This window comes from Acinetobacter sp. V115_6, from assembly GCF_031799025.1.
GTDB lineage: Bacteria > Pseudomonadota > Gammaproteobacteria > Pseudomonadales > Moraxellaceae > Acinetobacter > Acinetobacter pittii.
Map to the genome: position 1 here is coordinate 327179 of NZ_JAVQNO010000021.1, position 20649 is coordinate 347827.

General features: G+C 41.3%; 16 protein-coding genes. 5 read left to right on the top strand and 11 right to left on the bottom strand.

From position 1 onward, the window contains the following. Nucleotides 1-10: 10 nt before the first annotated feature. Genes RMA94_RS09915 through RMA94_RS09925 form a run of 3 tightly spaced genes read right to left on the bottom strand, consistent with a single transcriptional unit; the run spans nt 11 to nt 3875 of the window. On the bottom strand, nt 11-1198 hold the full coding sequence (locus RMA94_RS09915) for an OprD family outer membrane porin (RefSeq protein WP_311082732.1): 1188 nt from the start codon (nt 1196-1198) through the stop codon (nt 11-13). A gap of 12 nt (nt 1199-1210) precedes the next feature. Continuing rightward, nucleotides 1211-2164: a formylglycine-generating enzyme family protein gene (locus RMA94_RS09920; protein WP_311084024.1), complete on the bottom strand. Its 954-nt coding sequence runs from the start codon at nt 2162-2164 to the stop codon at nt 1211-1213. 25 nt (nt 2165-2189) lie between these two features. Next, the gene (locus RMA94_RS09925) at nt 2190-3875 is read right to left on the bottom strand and encodes an arylsulfatase (protein ID WP_311082734.1); all 1686 of its coding nucleotides are present in this window, start codon (nt 3873-3875) and stop codon (nt 2190-2192) included. Nucleotides 3876-4250: 375 nt separating this feature from the next. On the opposite strand from RMA94_RS09925, the gene RMA94_RS09930 reads away from it, so the two are divergent. The 3 genes from RMA94_RS09930 (at nt 4251) to RMA94_RS09940 (ending at nt 9360) form a co-directional block, all read left to right on the top strand. Beyond that, a complete protein-coding gene (locus RMA94_RS09930; RefSeq protein WP_311082736.1) occupies nt 4251-5597 on the top strand; it encodes an MFS transporter in 1347 nt (448 codons plus the stop codon). Nucleotides 5598-5628: 31 nt separating this feature from the next. Further along, nucleotides 5629-6909 (top strand): OprD family outer membrane porin, encoded by a 1281-nt coding sequence (locus RMA94_RS09935; RefSeq protein ID WP_311082738.1) that lies wholly within the window; start codon nt 5629-5631, stop codon nt 6907-6909. A 252-nt stretch (nt 6910-7161) separates the two neighbouring features. Next, a complete protein-coding gene (locus RMA94_RS09940) occupies nt 7162-9360 on the top strand; it encodes an OsmC domain/YcaO domain-containing protein (protein ID WP_062849011.1) in 2199 nt (732 codons plus the stop codon). 64 nt (nt 9361-9424) lie between these two features. On the opposite strand, the gene RMA94_RS09945 is transcribed toward RMA94_RS09940, so the two are convergent. The 4 genes from RMA94_RS09945 to RMA94_RS09960 form a co-directional block, all read right to left on the bottom strand. Continuing rightward, on the bottom strand, nt 9425-11095 hold the full coding sequence (locus tag RMA94_RS09945; RefSeq protein ID WP_167563910.1) for a GMC family oxidoreductase: 1671 nt from the start codon (nt 11093-11095) through the stop codon (nt 9425-9427). Between the two features lie 27 nt (nt 11096-11122). Further along, on the bottom strand, nt 11123-12016 hold the full coding sequence (locus tag RMA94_RS09950) for an alpha/beta hydrolase (protein WP_068563229.1): 894 nt from the start codon (nt 12014-12016) through the stop codon (nt 11123-11125). Between the two features lie 72 nt (nt 12017-12088). Next, nucleotides 12089-12943 (bottom strand): SDR family oxidoreductase, encoded by an 855-nt coding sequence (locus RMA94_RS09955; RefSeq protein WP_068528176.1) that lies wholly within the window; start codon nt 12941-12943, stop codon nt 12089-12091. 44 nt (nt 12944-12987) lie between these two features. Beyond that, nucleotides 12988-14475, bottom strand: a complete 1488-nt coding sequence (locus tag RMA94_RS09960) for an NAD(P)/FAD-dependent oxidoreductase (protein WP_311082741.1) — start codon at nt 14473-14475, stop codon at nt 12988-12990. A 135-nt stretch (nt 14476-14610) separates the two neighbouring features. Between RMA94_RS09960 and RMA94_RS09965 the strand changes: the two genes are divergently transcribed. Next, nucleotides 14611-15624 carry an AraC family transcriptional regulator gene (locus RMA94_RS09965; RefSeq protein ID WP_311082743.1) on the top strand — a complete coding sequence of 338 codons (1014 nt, stop codon included), beginning with the start codon at nt 14611-14613 and terminating at the stop codon, nt 15622-15624. A 43-nt stretch (nt 15625-15667) separates the two neighbouring features. Here RMA94_RS09965 and ttdB read toward each other — a convergent pair whose 3' ends face one another. The 3 genes from ttdB to RMA94_RS09980 are packed head-to-tail and all read right to left on the bottom strand — an operon-like array spanning nt 15668 to nt 18520. Beyond that, nucleotides 15668-16276: a L(+)-tartrate dehydratase subunit beta gene (gene ttdB / locus RMA94_RS09970; protein WP_005077020.1), complete on the bottom strand. Its 609-nt coding sequence runs from the start codon at nt 16274-16276 to the stop codon at nt 15668-15670. Continuing rightward, nucleotides 16273-17172: a L(+)-tartrate dehydratase subunit alpha gene (gene ttdA / locus RMA94_RS09975; RefSeq protein ID WP_000356537.1), complete on the bottom strand. Its 900-nt coding sequence runs from the start codon at nt 17170-17172 to the stop codon at nt 16273-16275. Before ttdA ends, ttdB begins: the two co-directional genes overlap by 4 nt. Nucleotides 17173-17221: 49 nt before the next feature. Continuing rightward, nucleotides 17222-18520 (bottom strand): MFS transporter, encoded by a 1299-nt coding sequence (locus RMA94_RS09980; RefSeq protein WP_069119543.1) that lies wholly within the window; start codon nt 18518-18520, stop codon nt 17222-17224. A 238-nt stretch (nt 18521-18758) separates the two neighbouring features. Here RMA94_RS09980 and RMA94_RS09985 point away from each other — a divergent pair, with 238 nt between their 5' ends. Then, nucleotides 18759-19679 (top strand): LysR family transcriptional regulator, encoded by a 921-nt coding sequence (locus tag RMA94_RS09985; RefSeq protein ID WP_311082747.1) that lies wholly within the window; start codon nt 18759-18761, stop codon nt 19677-19679. Between the two features lie 57 nt (nt 19680-19736). Here the strand turns inward: RMA94_RS09985 and RMA94_RS09990 are convergent, their stop codons facing one another. Then, nucleotides 19737-20615, bottom strand: a complete 879-nt coding sequence (locus RMA94_RS09990) for a class I SAM-dependent methyltransferase (RefSeq protein ID WP_311082749.1) — start codon at nt 20613-20615, stop codon at nt 19737-19739. Nucleotides 20616-20649: the final 34 nt, after the last annotated feature.

Genomic DNA, 20649 nt, shown 5'->3' on the forward strand with positions numbered 1-20649 from the left:
GTGTAGAGATTTAGAAATTAACAGTGTGGTGAAGCATCATGCGCTGTTCATCCAGACTTTTGCCGTGTTTGGTATCGTAGTTAATATTTAAGAAAAGAAACTTAAGATTTTTAACCCAAGCATTGAGATCGTACTGAATTAATACATCACTTTCTTGCTCAAAATCATTTTGATTCATGGTTTGAAATGAATCGCCATAAATATATTTATAGGTCACTTTTAGACCCTTGATATAGTCTTTAAAGTCATACGAGGCAACGAAATGATAAGATTTTTCATCTGCTTTGGTAAACGCGCCTAAGGTCCAGTTCACCATGTGCGGGATGGGCATATTGTCGAGTTTTGGAATACCATCTTTGCTAAAGTTTTCTTGATAGCCAATTCCAGTTGTAAAGTTTCCATGTTTAATGAAATGCATGGCCCCTACAGATGTATTGTCATATTCACCAAGCTTTGATTTGCCGACATCATCGTGGCGAAACACACGTAATTTTGTGGTGTGCTGCTTTGTCCATTGATAATCAAAAGCAAAGTAACTTTGATTGATGAGATCTGTTAAGTAACCATTATAAAATTTCCAGTGGTACCGAGGTGTATTGCCGTCCCATTGAAAGAAATAGAGTCCGTTAGATTCATGTTTTGATATGGCGAGTTTGTGGTAGTCCTTCTCATTTTTTGGTGAATAACGGTTAATGAAACCCAGCTCGAAATTTTGTTGCGGCGCCTTATATTTTAATTGCAAGCCTTTATAGTTCACCCGTAATTGATGTGTATCGACTTGTGGCGTAAGTGGTGAATCGGGAGTGATTTCACCTACATTCATGCGAAAGTTTTGATATTCAACTCCAGCACCTAATCCATATTTAACTTGGTCTTGCGCTTGTTTCTTGGTGTTAGGGTCAAAGGGTATGACCATATCATTGGTGTGTTGGTCGCTACTTAGGCGATATGCATATTGGATGCTTGGATTGAGGTGTAGCTGAATATCATTAAGCTTGGTTGACCAGTCACCACGATAAATCAGACCTTGGCTCAAGCTATGAGTATCGGGACTAGTACCATTTTCATATTGTCTGTCGAAGTTGAATGTTTTTAGTGTGAGTGTATTTTGAAAATTAACATCTACTTCACTATGAGCTAAACAACAGGCAAGGGTTGTCCCTGAGAAGAAAATCCCATAAATAAAAATATGCTTCATTTTTAAATCCGTTTAAAAGCGTTTTACTGTTCTAAATCCGACATGGCTTGTGGCAAGGTCGAGTTCCTGTGGATGCCTCGCGGCAGCACGATAACGCGCGCAATAGTTGGTTGCGCATAAATAAGACCCACCTTTAATCGTGTATTGCAAAATCTGTTCGTGACTTTGCCGATATTTCGATGGATCTCCCATATGATGATCTCTTGGACCTGTATAGGGTGTTTGCGTCCATTCCCATACATTGCCAATCAAGTCATATAAACCAAATGGGTTTTTACTAAAACAACCCACAGGGGCAACATCCTTAAAACCATCTTCCTGAATGTTTTTATAAGGAAATTCACCTTGCCAGAAATTGGCTACAATATGACCTTTGTGGGTAGGACCAATATCGGAATTTTGCTGAAAACCTTTGGCTGCATATTCCCACTCAAGCTCAGTCGGTAAGTCATGACCTAGCCAGTTTGCATAAGCGTAAGCATCATTCCATGTCACCATACGAACAGGTTCATGAGGTGCTGGTTGTTTAGGGTTGTTTGGGCCCCATGGGTGTTTCCAATTGGCACCTTTTTCAAATTTCCACCACTGTAATTCTTCAACTGGATGATCTGGTTGTACAAACATGGCCGCACCGCCTTGCTTCTCTGCATCGGTGACATAACCCGTTTGTTTAACAAACTCTTGAAATTGAGCATTGGTGACTTCAGTTGCATCAATTAAAAAAGCGGAAACGGAAGTTGCCTGTAAATTTAATGGGCGTTCATCTTCATAACCTTGTGTGGTGCCTAAAATAATTTTTCCTTGCGAAAGCTTGACCATGCCTGCTTCTTTATTGTTAGGCCATCCCGAAGGAAGGCCTGAATAGGAAGAACATTTATCTTTAGTGCCTAGGTCGGGCAAAGGATTTTGTTCTAGTTGAGGCGTGGTTTTTTGGCATGCACAAAGTAAGAGGAACGATGAAAGCATCATGATCTGTTTCATCTGGTTTTCTCTACTTTTTGTTGTATTGCTCAAAATCCACAACACCATTTTCATCGGCATATCTTAAATATTTATCATTTAAGACTTTGACGATCTCAGGATGGGCTGCATAAACATTATGTTGCTCATTAAAATCTGTTTTTAAATTGTAGAGTTCCCAGCCATGGCTCTTAAATTTAGAAGGTGAGTTTTCAACAAGTTTCCATTCGTCAGTTTTAGCGTAGCGGCTGCCATGTAGTTCTTTAAAGTCATAATAATTAACAGGACGAATACGGGCAGTATTATCTTTAAACGCAGGAATTAGGCTAAAGCCCGACGGTTTAATTTTGGTGCTTGAAGTTGGATAAACCTGATTATTTTGAATCCCCGCTAGCTCCATCACAGTGGGGAAGATATCTCTGACTGTCGCAAAGTTATTGTTAATTCCACGTTGTTTGGAAATCTGCACAGGCGATTTAACAATAAATGGAACTCGTACTCCGCCTTCTGAAGCAGCTGACTTCCAGTGGGTAAATGGTGTGCTGCTCACTTCGGCCCAGCGTGGACCCATATAAACATATGAACTGGCGTTGCCTATATTTTCATAGCGATTGTCGGCATCACCCATTGGGAAATTGTGATCACCACCTTCAGCGCCGTTATCTGACATAAACACAATTAAAGTGTTGTCATATAAATGATGCTTTTTAAGATATTGAATGACATCACCCACGCGGTCGTCTAACTGGGTAACCATGCCCGCATAAACTTCCATTTTACGTGCTTCGTATTTGCGCTCTTGGGGGTTAAGTTCATTCCAGCTTTTGGTGCCTAAAGCTTGGTTGCCAAGCTCGACTGGGTATTCTGCGTTTGCTGGAATTAATCCTAATTGCTTTTGTCTAAGAAAGCGTTGTTTGCGAATCGCATCATAGCCTTGATCGTATTTACCTTTATATAAGTCTCTATAATGAGCGGGTGCTTGTAGTGGCCAGTGTGGAGCGGTATAGGCTAGGTAGGCAAAAAATGGTTTTTGCGCTTTATTTTTGTCTAAGTACTCAAACGCTTTTTGTGTAAAAAAGTCGGTTGAGTAGTAGTTGTCTGGCAATGTGACCTTTTGACCATTTTCTGTGTATTGAGTATTGCGCGGATAGTTTTTAGGCTGGTCTTTAAAATGTAAATCGAAGCCGTCGAGTAGAGCAAAAGATTGATCAAAACCACGGGCTTTAGGGTTTTGGTCGGGAGCATAGCCTAAGTGCCATTTACCGACCATGAAGGTATAATAATCTTTAGTCTTTAAAATTTCTGCGAGTGTGTAAGCATTTTGCGTTAAGTGACCTGAATATCCATCAATTTTGATGAGTGCGCGTGGGCTATCGGCTCCAACCAATTGTTCTTGTCGTTTTGAAGTTTCATACATCGCACCTAAACCTACCAAGTGGTTATCTGCACCCGTCATAAGCTGTGCACGAGTAGGTGAGCACATTGATGAAGCATGAAAATTAAAAAGCATTTTTCCTTGCTTTAACAGGCTATCAATATGAGGGGTTTTAATTTCGCCACCATAAGCACCAATATCTGAAAATCCAAGATCATCGGCCAAAATAATCATGATATTAGGTGGTTGTTGATTTTTTGGAGGTGCTGCTTGCGTTGTGTAAAACAATTGGCTGGCAAAAAAAAGTCCCAATGTAAGCTGACTTACTCTTTTGAGTTTCATAACAACAATCCTTTGATGTTTTAAAAATGCATCTTGCATTCCATAAAAATGAACTGAGCTTTTTTTTTGGCTAAAAAATGCTCTGGAATCGATCATAATAGATTTTTTAATATGGATCCATAAAAATATTTAAGCATTCTAATTTTATGTTTTTAATAATTTTATACTTATATAATTTATGTGTTTATATACTTTTTAATAATCCATTTATAATTTTAGTTGATTTTTTGGATCCAAATATTCAGTATAGAAAAAGAGCAGGATGCTCAAAAAATAAATATTCCTCTAGGTCATTATGGATACGGATATGCATAACCACCCAATCGCTCATATCAGCAATGTCGTGTGTATGTCTTATCCAAGGGAGATACACAAATGGAAAGAGACGTTCTAAGTGAGATCAATCAAAACAACATGAGCCGTTACCAATGGTTCGTCATTTTGATCTGTATTTGTCTCAATATTATTGATGGCTTTGACGTGATGGTAATGGCATTTACCGCTCCATCTGTGTCAGCAGAATGGTCACTTTCAGGCGCACAAATTGGTTTGTTGTTAAGTGCAGGCCTTTTTGGGATGGCTGCCGGTTCCATTTTTCTTGCACCTTTAGCCGATAAAATCGGTCGCCGTTTACTCATCTTAGTTTGTCTTGTCATTGCAGGTCTGAGCATGTTGGGCTGTGCTTTTGTACAAAGCCATGGCATGTTGGCAGCACTTCGATTTATTACCGGAATTGGGGTGGGCGGCATTCTTGCGAGTAGTAATGTACTGGCAAGTGAATATGCCAATGCTCGCTGGCGCAGTCTTGCAGTGAGTTTAATGTCTACTGGTTATGGAATTGGTGCGACACTTGGCGGAGTACTATCACTGGCATTGATTGAGCATTTAGGTTGGCGCTCAATCTTTTTAGCAGGTGGCATTACTACCATTGCAATGCTGCTAATCAGCGCATGGTTATTACCAGAATCTTTAGATTACTTACTCGCGAAACGACCAAAACAGGCACTAGAACGAATTAATGCAACTGTAAATCGTATAGGCCTTAACGAACTATCAGTTATGCCTCGTTATGAAAAAATCAGCATGCAAAATGGTAGTGAACTGGGCAAATTATTTGCTGGACAACTTGGATTTCAAACACTTTGTTTGTGGTTTGCCTTCTTTTTAGTGATGTTTGGCTTTTACTTCGTGATGAGCTGGACACCAAAAATTCTTATTTCAATGGGTATGTCGCCACAGCAAGGCGTAAGTACCGGTATTTTAATTAGTATTGGCGGGATTTTCGGGGCAGCCATTATTGGTTTATTGGCATCACGTATAAAAATCTTTTATGCCTTAAGCCTGTTTTTAGGACTAACCTCGGCATGTGTTTTCCTATTTGTCGCTGTCTCATCTCAAGTGAGCATTGCACTCATGGTGGGGTTATTACTTGGCACACTCATTAATGGCTGTGTGGCAGGTTTATATTCGATTTCTCCAACAATTTATGATGCTGAAATCCGTAGTCGCGGCGTGGGCTATGCGATTGGTTTTGGACGAATTGGGGCAATTTTATCGCCAACGGTTGCAGGCATTTTTTTAGATAAAGGTGTAGCACCCGCAACGCTGTATGCCTATTACGGTGTGGTGTTTATTTTGGCTATTTTCCTGATTTTAAGTTTGGGTAATGCTTTTTACCGAAGTAAGAAAGAGCAAAACTACTCTCTTAAAACAGCACCATAATCCATTAAAAATTAAATAGTTGAGATAAAAAATGAAAAAGACACCATTGTGGGTGGGGGTATGTTTGTGCCCATTATTTAGTCAAGTTGTACATGCCGAGTTTATTGCAGACAGTAAAGCTGAGTTGACACTACGTAATTTTTACTTTGACCGAGACTATAAAAAAGATCCATATCCCTATACAGCAGCCAGAGATTGGGCGCAGGGTCTAATTTTTAAAGGACAGTCTGGTTATACCGAAGGGACAGTTGGTTTCGGAGTTGATGTATTGGCAATGGCAGGTTTTAACCTGATGGGAAGCCGTGCTGATGACTATGCGCGTAGTGGCTTATTACCAGTGAATACCGATAACTCGCGTGATGATTATTATGGAAAAATCGGCATTACAGGAAAGGCTAAATTTAGGAAAAATGAGCTTTTTGTGGGGGACTTAGTTCCACAGTTACCGACCATTTTTTCATCGCCAGCGCGTTTGTTCCCTCAGACTTACCGTGGTATTCGCTTTGTTTCAAATGAAATTCCAAATCTTCAACTTGAAGGCTTTTATGTCGACGAAGTACGGCAGCGCGACTCAATCCGTTATACCGATGTTGGAACAGATAATATCAATCATCGTTTTGACAAAGCGGCAACCACCGATTCTTTTTATACATTAGGTGGAAGCTATCAGTTAAAGGATTATCGTCTACGGGCTTATCATGCTGAACTCAAAGACATTTATCAGCAACAATTTTTAGGTTTTAACGGCAAACAACCTTTAAATGATCAACTTAATTTTTTAAGTGATGTACGTTTTTTTAATAGTGAAGAAACTGGCAGCAAAAAAATAGGAGAGGTCGATAACCGACATATTAGTGGCTTATTTGGTTTGAACTATCAAAATCATACGGTTTCTTTGGGCTACATGCAGTCGTTTGGTTCAACTGGTTTACCATTTTTGTCGGGAACTGAAAGTCCAGTCGTGCTTGATTTTATGAGTTCGGATTATTCAAATAAAGACGAAAAAGTCTATTCGATTCGTTATGAGTATGACTTTAAAAATGCGCGGGTAGGTGATGTTTCATTAAACGGACTGCGTTTTATGACTCGTTACGCAAAAGGTGAAGACATTGATTTATTGCAATATGGCGACCAACGTTTTAAAGAGGAGTCGATGGAATTTGATTTGGGTTATAAAATTCCCGAGGGTAAGTTAAAAGGTTTGGGAATGCGAGCCCGTTTTTCTCACTACCGCAACGATATGCCAAGTAATATGACCTTTCACTCGACAAATGAAACACGTTTGAATGTCGATTACACCTTTAAATTTTAACGTTCAATATTTAACTAAATTCAAGACAAGTTAAAACATTGTGAGCAGCAATGTTTTAACTTTAGTTATCAACTGCACAAAATCCCTCTATAATACCGCCAATCTTATTAAAGCCACTTGAGTCGCTCATTAAACACATGGCTTTAATCTCTCATTTTTTTAAGTCAATTTCTTCGCTGTGATTCGGCTTATTTTTCAATATTTAGAATTTTATGTGTCTGTGCTGACACATAAAAATATTTAGGTGCCAGCATGGAAATCAAGGTTAATTATCTCGACAATCTTCGACAGGAAGCTAAGTTCGATGACTTTACGGTAATTGCCGATCAACCAATTCGCTACAAGGGTGACGGTTCGGCACCGGGCCCATTTGACTATTTTTTAGCATCGTCAGCATTGTGCGCAGCGTACTTTGTAAAAGTGTATTGTGCAGCTAGAGATATCCCAACCGATAATATTCGTTTATCGCAAAATAATATTGTTGATCCTGAAAACCGTTATAAGCAAACTTTTAAAATTCAAATTGAATTACCAGCCGATATTTCAGAGAAAGATCGCCAAGGGATTTTACGTTCGATTGACCGTTGTACTGTTAAAAAAGTCATTCAAACGGGTCCCGAATTTATTATTGAAGAAGTTGAAAGCATCGACGCAGATGCGCAAGCATTGTTATTGCCAAGCCTAACTTCAGAAAGTCATACCTATATTCAAGGTAAAGACCTACCGTTAGAAGAAACGATTGCCAATATGTCAGCTATTTTGGCAAATTTGGGCATGAAGATTGAAATTGCATCTTGGCGTAATATTGTTCCAAATGTATGGTCGTTACATATTCGTGATGCTCAGTCTCCGATGTGTTTTACCAATGGTAAAGGTGCAACTAAAGAAAGTGCTTTAGCGTCTGCATTAGGCGAGTTTATTGAGCGTTTAAACTGTAACTTCTTCTATAACGACCAGTTCTGGGGTGAAGAAATTGCCAATGCCGAATTTGTGCATTACCCAGATGAAAAATGGTTTAAACCGGGTCCAAATGGTGAATTACCCAAAGAAATCTTAGATGAATATTGTCTTGAGATTTACAACCCAGATGATGAGTTACTTGGCACGCATTTATATGACACCAACTCAGGTAACGTAGAGCGCGGCATTTGCTCGTTACCTTTTGTGCGCCAGTCGGACGGTGAAGTTGTCTATTTCCCATCAAATTTAATTGAAAACTTATACTTAAGTAATGGTATGAGTGCGGGCAACACTTTGGCAGAAGCCCAAGTTCAATGCTTGTCAGAAATTTTTGAACGTGCTGTTAAACGTGAAATTTTAGAAGGTGAAATTGCACTTCCAGACGTTCCTGAAGACGTATTAGCAAAATACCCAAGTATCGTTGCTGGTATTAAAGGCTTAGAAGAGCAAGGTTTCCCTGTATTAGTTAAAGATGCATCGTTAGGCGGCCAGTTCCCTGTAATGTGTGTGACTTTAATGAACCCGCGTACGGGTGGGGTGTTTGCATCTTTCGGTGCACATCCAAGTTTTGAAGTTGCATTGGAACGTAGTTTGACTGAATTACTTCAAGGTCGTAGTTTTGAAGGCTTAAATGATTTACCTCAACCGACTTTCCAAAGTAATGCAGTCACTGAACCGAACAACTTTGTTGAGCACTTTATTGACTCAAGCGGTTTGGTATCTTGGCGCTTCTTCAGTTCTAAATCTGACTATGACTTTGTTGAATGGGATTTCTCTGGCGAAGGCGAAGAGTCGAATGCAGAAGAAGCTGCAACATTGTTCGGTATTCTCGAAGAGATGGGCAAAGAAGTGTATATGGCAGTTTATGAGCACTTAGGTGCGACCGCTTGCCGTATTTTAGTACCGGATTATTCAGAAATTTATCTTGTTGAAGATTTGATTTGGGATAATACCAATAAGGCGCTTTCATTCCGTGAAGATATTCTAAATCTGCATCGTTTGGATGATGAACAGCTTGAAGCATTGGTTGAGCGTTTAGAAGAATGCGAGCTAGACGATTACACTGAAATCACTACGCTTATTGGCATCGAGTTTGATGACAATACAGTGTGGGGACAGCTCACCATTTTAGAACTGAAATTGCTGATTTATGTTGCTTTACAACAGTTTGAAGAAGCAAAAGAGCTTGTCGAAACTTACTTGCAATATAACACCAACACCGTTGAGCGTGGCTTGTTCTATCAGTGCATGAACGTGGTGCTTGAAGTGATGTTAGATGAAGAACTAGAGCTTGAAGACTACCTGACTAATTTCCGCCGTATGTTTGGTGATACACGAATGGATGCGGTATTAGGTTCTGTCGATGGTAGTGTTCGTTTCTATGGCTTAACACCAACAAGTATGAAATTAGAAGGACTTGATCGCCATTTACGTCTGATCGAGAGCTATAAAAAATTGCATGCAGCTCGCGCTAAAGCCGTAGCGATGTAATTTAAAAAGCGAAATAAAAAAGCCTATTTTTAAATAGGCTTTTTTTATAAAACAACTTGCTAGTTTAAGCAGAAGCTTTGGTGATCTCTATGGTTTCTGCCTCTACTCTATGATCCTGATGTTCATCCAAAGTATGTTTAGCGGGAATATAAGACATTGCACGTTCCGCAAGAGCTGTAATGGTAAGACTTGGGTTAACGCCCAAATTGGCACCTAACATTGAACCATCTACAACATATAAGTTTTTATAGTTAAAGACACGGTTTTGTCCATCTACTACGCCACGCTCTGGACTTGAAGAAATCGCACAACCACCCATACAGTGAGCTGTAAAAGGCACGTTAAATAAAATTTCGGTAATGGTCGTCATTGGGTGACCATTAAACATTTTTGCGACTTTTTCGGTAAATGCATTGGCCTGCGGAATATACACAGGTAGCTTTTTACCTTCGCTCGATAACACCTTGCCAAAAGGCCAGAACCAATTACGTTTCAAGCGCATGTTAATTGAGGCATCAGCTGTTTGCATCACCAAGAAAATTAAAGTCTGACGCGCAAAACTGACAGGGTTACTCATGCGAAGGAAAATAAATGGATGGCAAATGAGTGCCCATAACCAAAAGAAAATACGCGTCCAACCCGGTTTGCCTTTAGCCATGTAAGTACACATGAGGCCCATGGCATCTGAACCAGTTTGGTAACGAGTCGCTTCAATGTGAGTGTCATGGTCAAGGTAAATACTTGAACCAATGGCAACACCTTTACTCATGTCGATATCTTTACCAAAAAAGCGAACGCCTAAAATCGACTCGGCATTAGTACGAACGCGATTACCCAAATCATCAGAGATATTTGGCAGAGAACCTGATTGTTTTAAACGGAACAACATTTCTTGGGTTCCCAAAGAAGATGCCGAGAAAATCACGTTACGAACACGCCATGTACGACGTTGTTTGTTAAACCATGAACTCGAACATTCAGTCGTAACTTCATAGCCATCGCTGCCATCGGCTTTGCCATTGAGTGGTTTAACATCAACAACTTTGGTTTCTTCGTAAACCTTGGCACCATTTTTTTCGGCAAAATACAAATAGTTTTTATCTAATGTATTTTTTGCGTTGTGTTTGCAACCTGTCATACAGCCGCCACATGCGGTACAGGTTCCGCGGTCTGGACCTTCGCCGTTAAAGTACGGGTCAGGGTAGGTCTTTCCACCTTGTTCACCTTCGGGTGGAAAAAATGTTGCAACACGAGTCGGTTTAAACGTATGCCCAACACCAACTGCATCGCCCATTTTTTTGAGCATGTGGTCGGCAGGACCGAAAATTTTATTATCCGTCACCCCAAGCATACGTTCGGCTTCAGCATAGTGCTGTGGCATTTCATTTTTCCAGTCCGCCGCATCTGCCCATGTACCTTCATCCCAAATATGTTCAGGTGGAACCAGTAAGGTATTGGCATAGGTGATTGAGCCGCCGCCTACAGCATTACCGCAAATAATGGTGACATGGCGAAAAAAACGCATGTTGAAATAACCGAAAAGTTTCATGCCTGGGCGCCAAATCCAGCGACGGGTATTCCAGTTATTTTTAGCAAAATCTTTAGCTTCCCAGCGTCGCCCCATTTCCATTACAGCAACAGAGTAGCCCTTTTCGGTTAGACGGCAGGCAGAAACACTACCACCAAAGCCTGAACCAATAATGAGGTAATCATAGTCATAATTGTTTGTTGTCATGCCGAGGACTCCTCTCTGGCGATATTTTTATATTGACTGTGTATGTTTATCAATGAATTGCCCAATGCGCTCAATCGAGTCATTAGATTCATTTAGTATACCCGCGTGGAACTGAAAAACATGTCCGACTCGGTCATAAACCCTTAAGTTCGTCGGAATACCATACTTTTCGGTTTGTTCAGCGAGACGTTTTGCATCGTCTAATAAGACTTCTTCGGTACCGACATGAATCAAAATAGGCGGTAGACCAGTTAAGTCAGCATAAAGTGGAGAACAGGTTGGATCGGTTGCCGATTTTTGTCCGCAATAGTTTTTTGCACACCAAGCTAACCATTCCTCTGACAACATCGCATCTTGAGCAGCATGAGTTTTGATGCTGCTTCCAGAAAGGCTTAAGTCAACCCACGGTGAAAGTAAAGCTAATGCCGCTGGTAACGGTAACCCCGCATTTCGTATTGCAATTGCAGTACTTAAACTCAGTCCGCCGCCAGCAGAGTCACCAGCGATCACGAGTTTTTTCGGGTCTTGTCCTTGAGCAAGTAAAGCTTTATAAACTGCAATTACCTCTTCAATAGCAGCAGGGCTTGTGTGCTCTGGGGCTAGGCGATATTCAGGTAACCAGACTTGTGCTTGAGCTGCATGTCCGATTTGAGCAGCAAGCTTAGTGTGACTTTTTGAGCTACCCACCACATAGCCTCCGCCATGTAAATACAAAATGCCGCGTCCTGATTGAGTCGTTTTGGGCTGAATATGGACTGTCGGTACTTGCGCAATGGTTTGCTTTTTTGTTTTATAGCCACGTGGCCCAAGCACAATTGCACTGGCTGCATCGCTACAAAAACGTTGTAGCTTTAGTGGTGTTTTAGGGGATAAAGCTGGACGTAGTGTGGTACGAATAGTCCATGCAAGAAGCTGCTTCATAATAAGGACTCATACTAAGCATTTAATATCAGTCAGCATCTCTTAAAATGAAGAGTATGCTGACCACTGTTTTTATTTTGCTGATTTGTTGAGTAGACGGGTTTGCAAGGCAGTGGCAGTTGCAAAAATCTTTTGGTAACCCTGTGGAAGAATACGTTGAATCACATCAACGGCTTTCGCATCGGCTCCGATCAGTAAGCGGCGACGGTCCTTACGAACAGCTTCTAAAATTTGTTGAGCTGCATCATCAGCAGGGGTGCGAAGTAATTTATCGAAAGCATCCTGACTTTTTAAAGGATCCATTCCTAAAGACTGGACGCTATTATTCATGCGGGCAGCTTTGGCAATATTGGTACGAATACCACCCGGATGCACACAGGTCGCACTCACTCCAGCATTTTGTAGATCAAGTTCTTGGCGTAGGGATTCAGTGAAGCCACGAACGGCAAATTTACTAGCGTTATAAGCACTTTGAGTTGGTTGAGCTGTTAAGCCGAACATACTGGAAATATTAATAATATGCCCCTCACCACTTTGCTTTAAGTAAGGTAAAAACTCTTTGGTGCCATAAACTACGCCCCAAAAATTAATACCAATGAGCCATTCAAGGTCTTCGTAGCTCACACCTTCAGCCGTACTACCAATTGCGACACCAGCATTATTAAAAATCAGGTTAACTTGGCCATGTTCATCTACTACTGTCTTTGCCCAAGTTGCAACTTCATCACGTTTAGCCACATCGACTTTTTGTGTGGTTACTTTGACTGAATAAGGCGTTAACAGCTCGACTGTTTTAGCTAATCCCGCTTCACTAATATCGGAAAGTGCCAGATGGCAACCTTGTTTTGCGAGTGCTATAGCAATTGCTTGTCCAATACCAGAACCCGCGCCTGTCACAGCTGCGACTTTATTTTTAAAAGACTTCATAAAATTCTCCGTTTATTTTTCTCATTTCCTATGGTGAAGCTTGTTTAAGAAATAGCCGCAACCTGAGTGTAGTTTTCAACATCGAAGCGACGAGTACGTTGTCGATATTCAAGGGTAAAACCTGGCCAGTTATTGGTATTTTTTCCATCCGCAGTCTGATACCAACTGGTACAGCCTTGAGCCCATACGGTTTTTTTCATTTTTTCTTGAATACTTTGATTAAACTCATGTTGAACTTCTGCACGAACATTGGTGAACAGAAGTTTGTTTTGTAGGGTTGTTTGAATGGCATCTAAAATATAATTAACTTGGCTTTCAATCATATACACAATTGAGTTGTGCCCAAGATTGGTGTTTGGACCATAAAGCATAAAGAAGTTTGGAAAGCCGCTCACAGTTAAGCCGAGATAAGCTTCTGCACCATCTTTCCATGTGTCTTTTAAGGTGCGACCATCAAGACCTGTAATCTGCATAGGCGCCATAAATTCCGTTGCGGCAAAGCCTGTACCATAAATAATGGTATCGACTTCACGCAGATTTCCTTCCGTATCTAAAATGCCGTTTTCAGTAATTTCTTGAATGCCCGTATTAATCACATCAACATGAGGTTGGGTCAGCGTTTCATACCAGTGGTTAGAGATTAAAATACGTTTACAACCAATAGGATAATCCGGCATTAAACGATGGCGTAACTTCCCATCTTTAACGACTTTACGGATGTGACGCTGGAATAAATATTCCACCAACGGCATTTCATTGAGTGAAGTTGTAAAAGCAAGTAGGCGAATTTCATGGTGTCCATATTGCAAGGCGCGGTCTAGACTTTGCAAAATTGGCAGTTTGCGGAAAGCTTTTTTCTCTAAAGGTTGATAAACACGATCCGGTTTTGGAATAACATACGGCGCCGAGCGTTGATAAACATCGAGATGAGCAACCTGTTTAGCAATTTCAGGTACGAACTGAATTGCGCTTGCACCTGTACCAATCACAGCGACACGTTTGCCAGTTAACTCATAATCATGATCCCAACGCGCTGAGTGAAATGCCTTACCTTTAAAGTTTTCAATACCTTTAAGTTTTGGATAGGCAGGGCGGTTGAGTTGGCCTACAGCGCCCACTAAAAATTCAGCTTCAAATTGTTCGCCAGTCGTGCTTTGAATGTGCCATACACCTTGCAGCGCATCAAATTCGGCACTGGCTATTTCAGTATTAAATTGAACATGTGGACGAATATCATATTTATCCGCACAGTGGCGTAAATATTGATAAATCTCTTGAGATGTTCCGTAACGATTTTTCCAGCCTAGTTCTTGCTCAAAAGAAAAGGAATACAGATGAGAAGGCACATCACAGGCAGCGCCCGGATAAGTATTGTCACGCCAGACACCGCCAACATCAGCAGCTTTTTCAAAGAGGGTAAATTGTTCAAAACCTGCTTGTTTGAGACGAATGGCAAGTCCTAGACCACCAAAACCAGTGCCAATAATGGCGATGCGTACATTTTTATTTGAATTAGACGACGAATTAAACATGGGCTGCTCTAAATCCTTAAAAACAGTGAGCGAAAAAATCGCAATTTCCTGTATGCAGAATAGACGTTTATTAACTTGATTTAGAGGATGGATGAGGACAAAATATTGTGATTCAAGGACATTCTGAGCAATACAGTGAAGTATGCATGGGCTTTTGAACGCAGTGTACATAGTGTTCGGTTAATGGCTGATTTTGCGGTGGAATCAGGCATTTCTTATCAGACGATTTTAAAAGGAACTGGGCTTAGCCAACAACAATTACTCGACCCTAATATGGTAGTGACAGGCCATCAGGAATTACAGCTGATTCAGAACTTGGTTGAGCAACTAGGAAACAAGCCCACATTAGGCTTAGAAGTGGGCACACGCTATCATTTCACCACATTTGGGCCATTAGGCATGGCTCTGATGAGTAGTGCTAGCATTCGTGAAGCACTAGATTTGGCTTTAACCTATTTCACTTTAACTTTTGCTTTTACTCGCTTTGATGTGTCGGATACACCGCAAGGAATCCGTATCGAAATTGATGAGCAAGATATCCCATCTTCAGTGCGTCAATTCATTATTGAACGAGATGCCGCTGCACTCATTACGGTACAGCGAGATTTGGTGCAGGACAATTTTTGCCAATATTTGGCTTTTTCTTTCCAACCCAAAGGTGATGCCGAGCCTTATCAGAACTTATTTGGTGTGATGCCTGAATTTGGTGCTGCGAAAAGCTTTGTAATTCTTGACCCGCAAAAAGTAGATCAAAAGCTACTTATGGCAAATGATTTGGTGCTACATACAGCCGAAGAACAGTGCCGTCAAATATTAGAAAAACGCCAATCACAAAATAAATTTACAACCTTAGTGCAACAGCAACTTATGAATGTGCGAGGGGAAATGCCTTCTATGGAAATAGTCGCTGACCGATTGCATTTAAATGTTCGTACTTTACGCCGTCATTTGGTATTAGAGGGGATGACTTTTATTCAGATACGTGAAGAAGTCAGGCAAGTTCTAGCTGAGCAATATTTGGCATTACCAAAAGCTTCAGTTGAGCAGATTGCCGAGTGGTTAGGTTATGCAGAACCTGCCAGCTTTATTCATGCTTATAAAAGATGGCATGGGAAAACACCTCATGCCATGCGTTTAGTACAAAAATAAAAAAATGAAGGGTGCTTTTGCTTTCCCTTCATTAAAGAGCAGTTTATTTAATAAAGCTTAGTTGCTTACTGATTTTTTCTAAAATCGGTGCTTTCTTGGCTTGAAATTCAACTTTGTTTTGTTGAATCAGGTTGTTGCCTTTGGTGTCGATAGAAATAATGAGCGGACCAAATTCTCTCACACGGTTAATCCAAAGGGTTTCTGGCATACCTAGGTCTTGCCATTCAGCGCCTTCAATCTCTTCAACCAAAGTTGCTGCGAGCACTGCGCATCCACCTGGAAAAATGGCATGAACCGCAACATTTTCCTGACAGCCGGCAGCTGTTTCTGGCCCCATGCCGCCTTTACCCACAATAAGCTTAACGCCAGTTTGTTTGATAAATTCTCGTTCAAATTTTTCCATTCGCATACTGGTTGTTGGGCCAATCGAAACCATTTCGAAGTCGTTTTCACCTTTCTTACGCACAATAGGGCCGGCATGAAAAATCGCTCCGCCTTCAAGGTTAACTGGCAGTTCTCGACCTTGTTCGATTAGTCTGCGATGGGCAACGTCACGACAAGTTACCAAACGGCCAGTCAAATAAACGACATCACCGACTTTAAGGTCTAAAAGATCTTCATCTTTAATAGGAGTTGTCAGAATTTTTTTCATAGTACAACTCCTTCATGAGACAAGATTTCATACGACATATCTGGGTTAATCTTAATTTTGCCACGGCGATGTGCCCAGCAACCTGTATTTACGGCAACCCCAATGGTTGATGGGTGGCGTGCAGAAGATTCAATATTGACTCCCATTACGCTGTTATTCCCTGTGAGCCCCTGAGGACCAATACCAATTTCATTAAGACCTTGTTCTAACAGTTGTTCCATTAAAGCAGCGCGTGGGTTCTCACTTGTTGAGTCAACCGGACGCATAATCGCGAGTTTAGAAAGACGAGCTGCGGTTTCAACCGAAGTTGATACGCCTACACCAACCAGTAACGGTGGACAGGCATTTACCCCACGTTCGGTAATAACATCCATCACAAATTCAGCAACGCCTTCGTAGCCTTGACCTGGCATTAAAACTTTTGCCGCACCCGGTAGTGTACAACCGCCACCAGCCATATAGACATCAATGGTACAAGTGTCGAGTTCAGGCACAATACGCCAGTCTAACCATGGAATTTGAGTACCTGTATTTGTGCCCGTATTTTTTTCATCGAAGGTTTCCACAGCGTTGTGACGTAAAGGGCCTATGCGTGTTGCTTCAGCAGTTGCTTCGCTCAAAATATCTTGAAGTTCACCAAGCAAAGGGAAGTTAGCACCTGCTTCAACAAAATATTGAATGACACCCGTGTCTTGGCAGCTTGGGCGGTTGAGTTTATCCGCAGCTTGCTGATTTTCTTCCATCGAGTCATAAACTGATTTAGCCAATGGATTGGTTTCTAAAGTACGCAGTTCAATTAACTTGCTTTTCACATCTTTAGGTAGGCGTTTTCCAATATAAGCCGTAAATTTGGCCATGGTGTCCGTAAGGGACTGGACTGCAATATCTTTGTCCATGTTGTGCTCCTTGAAGAAACTTGTTCAGATCTAATTGGTGTAAATAGAGTTATTGGGTTGCTTTGGCAGCGTTTACTTTCACTTTTTGGGAGAAGCTCAGCACTAGTGTTAGTAAGGTCGAGATAATCAGTAAGCCCGCAACAAAATAGAGCCCACCTGTGAAATCCCCAGTTTGATCTTTAATCCAGCCGATCATGGCAGGGCCTGCAAAACCACCTAAATTCCCAATTGAGTTAATCGTGGCGATGCCTGCTGCTGCGGCTGATCCTGACAAGAACATGGTTGGCATGCTCCATAGTGGTGGTTTGGCACAGCTAATACCGACATTCACAATGGTAAGTGCTGCAATTAATCCAATGACGTTATGTGTGCCTGCTGCAATTGCGAGACCAACCGCTGCGGTTAAACATGCGAGAGCAACATGCCATGTACGTTCATTGGTGCGATCAGAGTGTCGAGACCATAAAACCATGGCAATGACAGAAATGATTGGTGGAATGGCATTTAAAAGCCCCACAGTCATAGACGTTACACCAAGTTGTTTAATAATTTGTGGTGCCCAGATACCGAGGGTATAAAGTCCAGCCGATGTTCCGAAATAAATCAATGCGAGAGCAAGTACCCGTGGGTTGGCAAGACCGCGAAGAATGCTGTGATGCTGAGGTGCATTTTTTCCTACATCTTCTTCCTTCATAGTTTTTACAAGCCATTCGCGTTCATCCTGTTTTAACCAAGTAGCTTGTTCAGGGCGGTCAGTCATATATTTAAAAACCACAACGCCTAAGATGAGTGCTGGTATAGCTTCAATAATGAACATCCACTGCCAGCCTGCGAGACCCCAAATTCCATGCATTTCAAGTAACGCGGCAGAGATTGGTGAACCAACTGCTGTGGCAATTGGGGCGGCTGCCATAAATAAAGCAATCACACCAGCGCGATGTCGTGCAGGAAACCAGTAAGTTAAGTACAGAATAATGCCGGGAAAGAAGCCAGCCTCGGCAACACCGAGTAAAAATCGCATAACGTAAAAGCTGGTTGAGCTTTCTACAAAGGCCATACCGGCTGCAATCAAACCCCATGTCACCATGACTCGAGCAATCCAGATACGGGCACCGACTTTATGCAAAATAATGTTGGATGGGACTTCAAATAAGAAATAGCCCAAAAAGAAAATTCCGGCACCAAAACCGAGAACCGAGGCTGTAAATCCTAAGTCTTCTTTCATGGTGAGTGCGGCAAAACCAATATTGACGCGGTCGATATAGGCTATAAGGTATAACAACATAATAAACGGTACGATTCTCCAAGTAATTCGACGTAACGTTCGCTTTTCAATATCCATTTCCATGTCATGACTCCATATTCATGACTACCAATCCTGATTGGTAGTTTTCGCTTTCTTTACCGCTATTGATTCGGCTAGATGGCTTTTTCCCATTCACCCACAGCATTCCTTCTGCGGACATTGTTATGCTCTTAAATAAGAGATGGCTTATGTCGGGAAACATTGAAATGGATGTTAAACCCTTTAAAAAACTGATGAATCGATATAAAGTTAAATCACTATTGCAAAAAACTTAATAATCATGAACGCAGATACGGAATTAGCTTTCTTTTGTTTATTGGTTAAACAAGGAAGTCTTGTCGCGACGGCACGAGAGTTAAACTTGACTCCACCTGCGGTTTCTAGACGTTTAACTCAACTTGAAGAGCGTTTAGGAGTAAGGCTTTTAAATAGAACAACACGGCGAATTAGTTTAACCAGTGAAGGTGAGGTCTACTTTGAAAATGCGGTTCGTATTTTAAAAGAGATTGATGAAATGGAGCGTTTGGTTTCAAGTAGTCGGGCAGCACCCAAAGGGGTATTGCGTGTGAATGCTCCTTTAGGCTTTGGTCGTTCTTATATTGCGCCAGCGATTTCTACATTTGCCAAAATCTATCCTGATGTCGATGTCCAACTGCATTTAACTGACCGCCCGATTAATCTGCCAGATGAAGCCATTGATGTCTCAATCCGCTTTGGCGAAATACCTGATTCACGTCTAATTGCAAAAAAATTGGCATCCAACCGCCGTTTATTATGTGCATCACCTGGCTATTTAAAAACAGCAGGGCAACCACTCACTCCTCATGATTTAACGCAGCATCAGTGTATTGTGATTCGGCAAAATGATTCTGCTTATGGCAATTGGCGGTTAAGTCATGGCAAACAAGTTGAAACCGTTAAAGTTCATGGGCAACTGAGTACGAATGATGGTGCAGTTGCATTAAATTGGGCCTTAGAAGGCTATGGTATTTTGATGCGGGCAGAGTGGGACGTAGCAAAATATTTAAGAAGTGGTAGATTAGTTCAAGTGCTAGCGGACTATGAAACACCACCAGCAGATGTCTATGCGGTGTATTTAGAGAGACTGAATCTGTCGCCTAAAGTCGCGCACTTTTTAGATCATTTACGCCAATTTTTAAATCAGCATGTCGATGGGCCAGAGCCTCATTCAAGTTGGTAACGATGGTATTAACCTCAATTAAAAAAGCCAACTTAAGGTCTAAGTTGGCTTTCAACATCATTTTCTATTTAAACGCAAATGCAATAACCGTGTTGCTGAGGTGTGGCGAATTTCATCGGTCCGTGCATTAAAATATCGTTCAGTAATGGCTTCACCTGATAAGTCTTCGACCACTTCAAATCCCATCTGCTCCACGGCCTGATGTAAATCTATTGGTTTAAATTGACCTAGTAAAGGCTCTTTCAGCAAATGGGTAAATTGTGCAACGCCCATACTTCCAAATCGCTCAATACCGTTTAATTCCTGAAAATCGGTCGAATAGTCGAGTACCACTTCACTACCGTTTACAGCAAATTCAGCAATACTTTTTAAAGTTTGCAGCGTGGTTTCGGGGTTTAAATAGTGCGTTGTGCCTAACCATGAAAAAAATGCAGGAGCAGATGAATCGTAGAGACTTCTGTTTAATGCTTCTGAAATAGACTCTTTCTCAAAGTTAATCGCAACAAATTCAACGGTAGCAGGAATATTCCCTAACTTTTTTAGCTTAGTCTGTTTGGCCGCTTGAGTATCAGGATGATCCACTTCAAAAATTTTCAAAGTAGGGTAGTGGTGTGATTCACGTAGTGCAAAAGAGTCTAGGCCAGCACCCACTAACACATATTGTTGAGTATTTTGTTGAACGGCCTGATCAAGTAAATCTTCGGCATAACGAGAGCGACCGACCACTTGTCCAGTGAGTAAACCTAAAGTGCGGTTTAAAACAGCAGAATTCATGACTTTAACAATAAGTGGGCTAGAGAGAAGTTTTTTCCAGCCTTTACTGGTCAGATCAAAAGCATAAGGATCTGAAAATACAGGGTTTTGTGTATTTTGAAAATGATTGGCTCGTAATGCAGCAGCGGCTTCAGCAGTACGGCTTGATTGTCCTTCTTTCATCTTTATCCTGTTTTTTTATTTCTTGAAGATATTC

Bases quoted from the DNA above. Each gene is read 5' to 3' on its own strand.
- RMA94_RS09915 (WP_311082732.1), bottom strand. From the start codon at position 1,198: ATGAAGCATATTTTTATTTATGGGATTTTCTTCTCAGGGACAACCCTT.
- RMA94_RS09920 (WP_311084024.1), bottom strand. From the start codon at position 2,164: ATGCTTTCATCGTTCCTCTTACTTTGTGCATGCCAAAAAACCACGCCT.
- RMA94_RS09925 (WP_311082734.1), bottom strand. From the start codon at position 3,875: ATGAAACTCAAAAGAGTAAGTCAGCTTACATTGGGACTTTTTTTTGCC.
- RMA94_RS09930 (WP_311082736.1), top strand. From the start codon at position 4,251: ATGGAAAGAGACGTTCTAAGTGAGATCAATCAAAACAACATGAGCCGT.
- RMA94_RS09935 (WP_311082738.1), top strand. From the start codon at position 5,629: ATGAAAAAGACACCATTGTGGGTGGGGGTATGTTTGTGCCCATTATTT.
- RMA94_RS09940 (WP_062849011.1), top strand. From the start codon at position 7,162: ATGGAAATCAAGGTTAATTATCTCGACAATCTTCGACAGGAAGCTAAG.
- RMA94_RS09945 (WP_167563910.1), bottom strand. From the start codon at position 11,095: ATGACAACAAACAATTATGACTATGATTACCTCATTATTGGTTCAGGC.
- RMA94_RS09950 (WP_068563229.1), bottom strand. From the start codon at position 12,016: ATGAAGCAGCTTCTTGCATGGACTATTCGTACCACACTACGTCCAGCT.
- RMA94_RS09955 (WP_068528176.1), bottom strand. From the start codon at position 12,943: ATGAAGTCTTTTAAAAATAAAGTCGCAGCTGTGACAGGCGCGGGTTCT.
- RMA94_RS09960 (WP_311082741.1), bottom strand. From the start codon at position 14,475: ATGTTTAATTCGTCGTCTAATTCAAATAAAAATGTACGCATCGCCATT.
- ttdB (WP_005077020.1), bottom strand. From the start codon at position 16,276: ATGAAAAAAATTCTGACAACTCCTATTAAAGATGAAGATCTTTTAGAC.
- ttdA (WP_000356537.1), bottom strand. From the start codon at position 17,172: ATGGACAAAGATATTGCAGTCCAGTCCCTTACGGACACCATGGCCAAA.
- RMA94_RS09980 (WP_069119543.1), bottom strand. From the start codon at position 18,520: ATGGAAATGGATATTGAAAAGCGAACGTTACGTCGAATTACTTGGAGA.
- RMA94_RS09985 (WP_311082747.1), top strand. From the start codon at position 18,759: ATGAACGCAGATACGGAATTAGCTTTCTTTTGTTTATTGGTTAAACAA.
- RMA94_RS09990 (WP_311082749.1), bottom strand. From the start codon at position 20,615: ATGAAAGAAGGACAATCAAGCCGTACTGCTGAAGCCGCTGCTGCATTA.